1 protein-coding gene is annotated in these 967 nt (G+C 58.4%); it reads left to right on the top strand.

Translation table 11 applies throughout. The features are described 5' to 3' along the window. Positions 1–48 precede the first annotated feature (48 nt). A complete protein-coding gene (locus GWC77_RS27990) occupies positions 49–762 on the top strand; it encodes a UPF0149 family protein (protein WP_173262800.1) in 714 nt (237 codons plus the stop codon). Positions 763–967 lie beyond the last annotated feature (205 nt).

Here is a 967-nt window from a genome sequence, read left to right as displayed (position 1 = left end):
TATAATCGCTGGATACGTAGCTTCGAACTCGCGAAAAGAATATCTGCCGTGAATAACCTGACGTCCCAACAGCCGCTTGCCGACGACGATTTCGCCCGGCTCGCCGGGTTTCTCGACTCCATCGGCGATGCAGCGATGAACATCGAAACGCTCGACGGCTATTTCGTCGCGTTAATTTGCGGACCGGACATCGTGTTGCCCAGCGAGTATCTGCCGCAGATCTGGGGGGAAGATTTTTCGTTTGAAAGCGACGGACAGGCTACCGAAATCATCGAGCTGCTGATGCGTCACTGGAACACGATCAGCACGGAATTGCAGCAAACGCTGCATGAGCCGAACGTGTACCTGCCCGTGTTGCTCGAGCGCGAGGATGGTGTTGCACCGGCCAACGACTGGGCACACGGTTTCATGAGTGGCGTACAGATGCGTCCCGCGAGTTGGGGTGAACTGATCCATGACGAGGACCACGGCGGACCGATGATCCCGATCATGATGCTGCATCATGAACACAATCCCGACCCGCAGATGCGGCCTCCACCGATCCCTGCGGAGAAGCGCGAAGAGTTGCTGCAGACGATGATCGCAGGGCTGACCAACATCTACCGTTACTTCGAGCCGCACCGGCGGGCACTGACGAGCATTCCGGCGCGCATGCCGATGCGCCGTGAAGAACCGAAGATCGGGCGCAACGAGGCGTGCCCGTGTGGTAGTGGCCGCAAGTACAAGCACTGCTGCATGACGAGCTCGCCGACGTTTCACTGATCAGACAGCGCAAACACGGAGACACGCAACGCCCCAGGTACCGGATGATGCAGATCTTCCCCTGAACGCCAACGGCCCGGTTGTGTCGCGATAACGAAGCGATGACGAGCAAGCGGCGATTCGCTTAGGAGTCCTTAGATAAGCAGCGAATAGAACTGCGCGGCGACCGTTCGAGTGGCGTGGTCACCCTTCATTTGGCCTTTGC

This window comes from Paraburkholderia sp. NMBU_R16, from assembly GCF_013282575.1.
Taxonomy (GTDB): Bacteria; Pseudomonadota; Gammaproteobacteria; order Burkholderiales; family Burkholderiaceae; genus Trinickia.
This window is presented reverse-complemented; position numbering and strand designations above follow the sequence as displayed.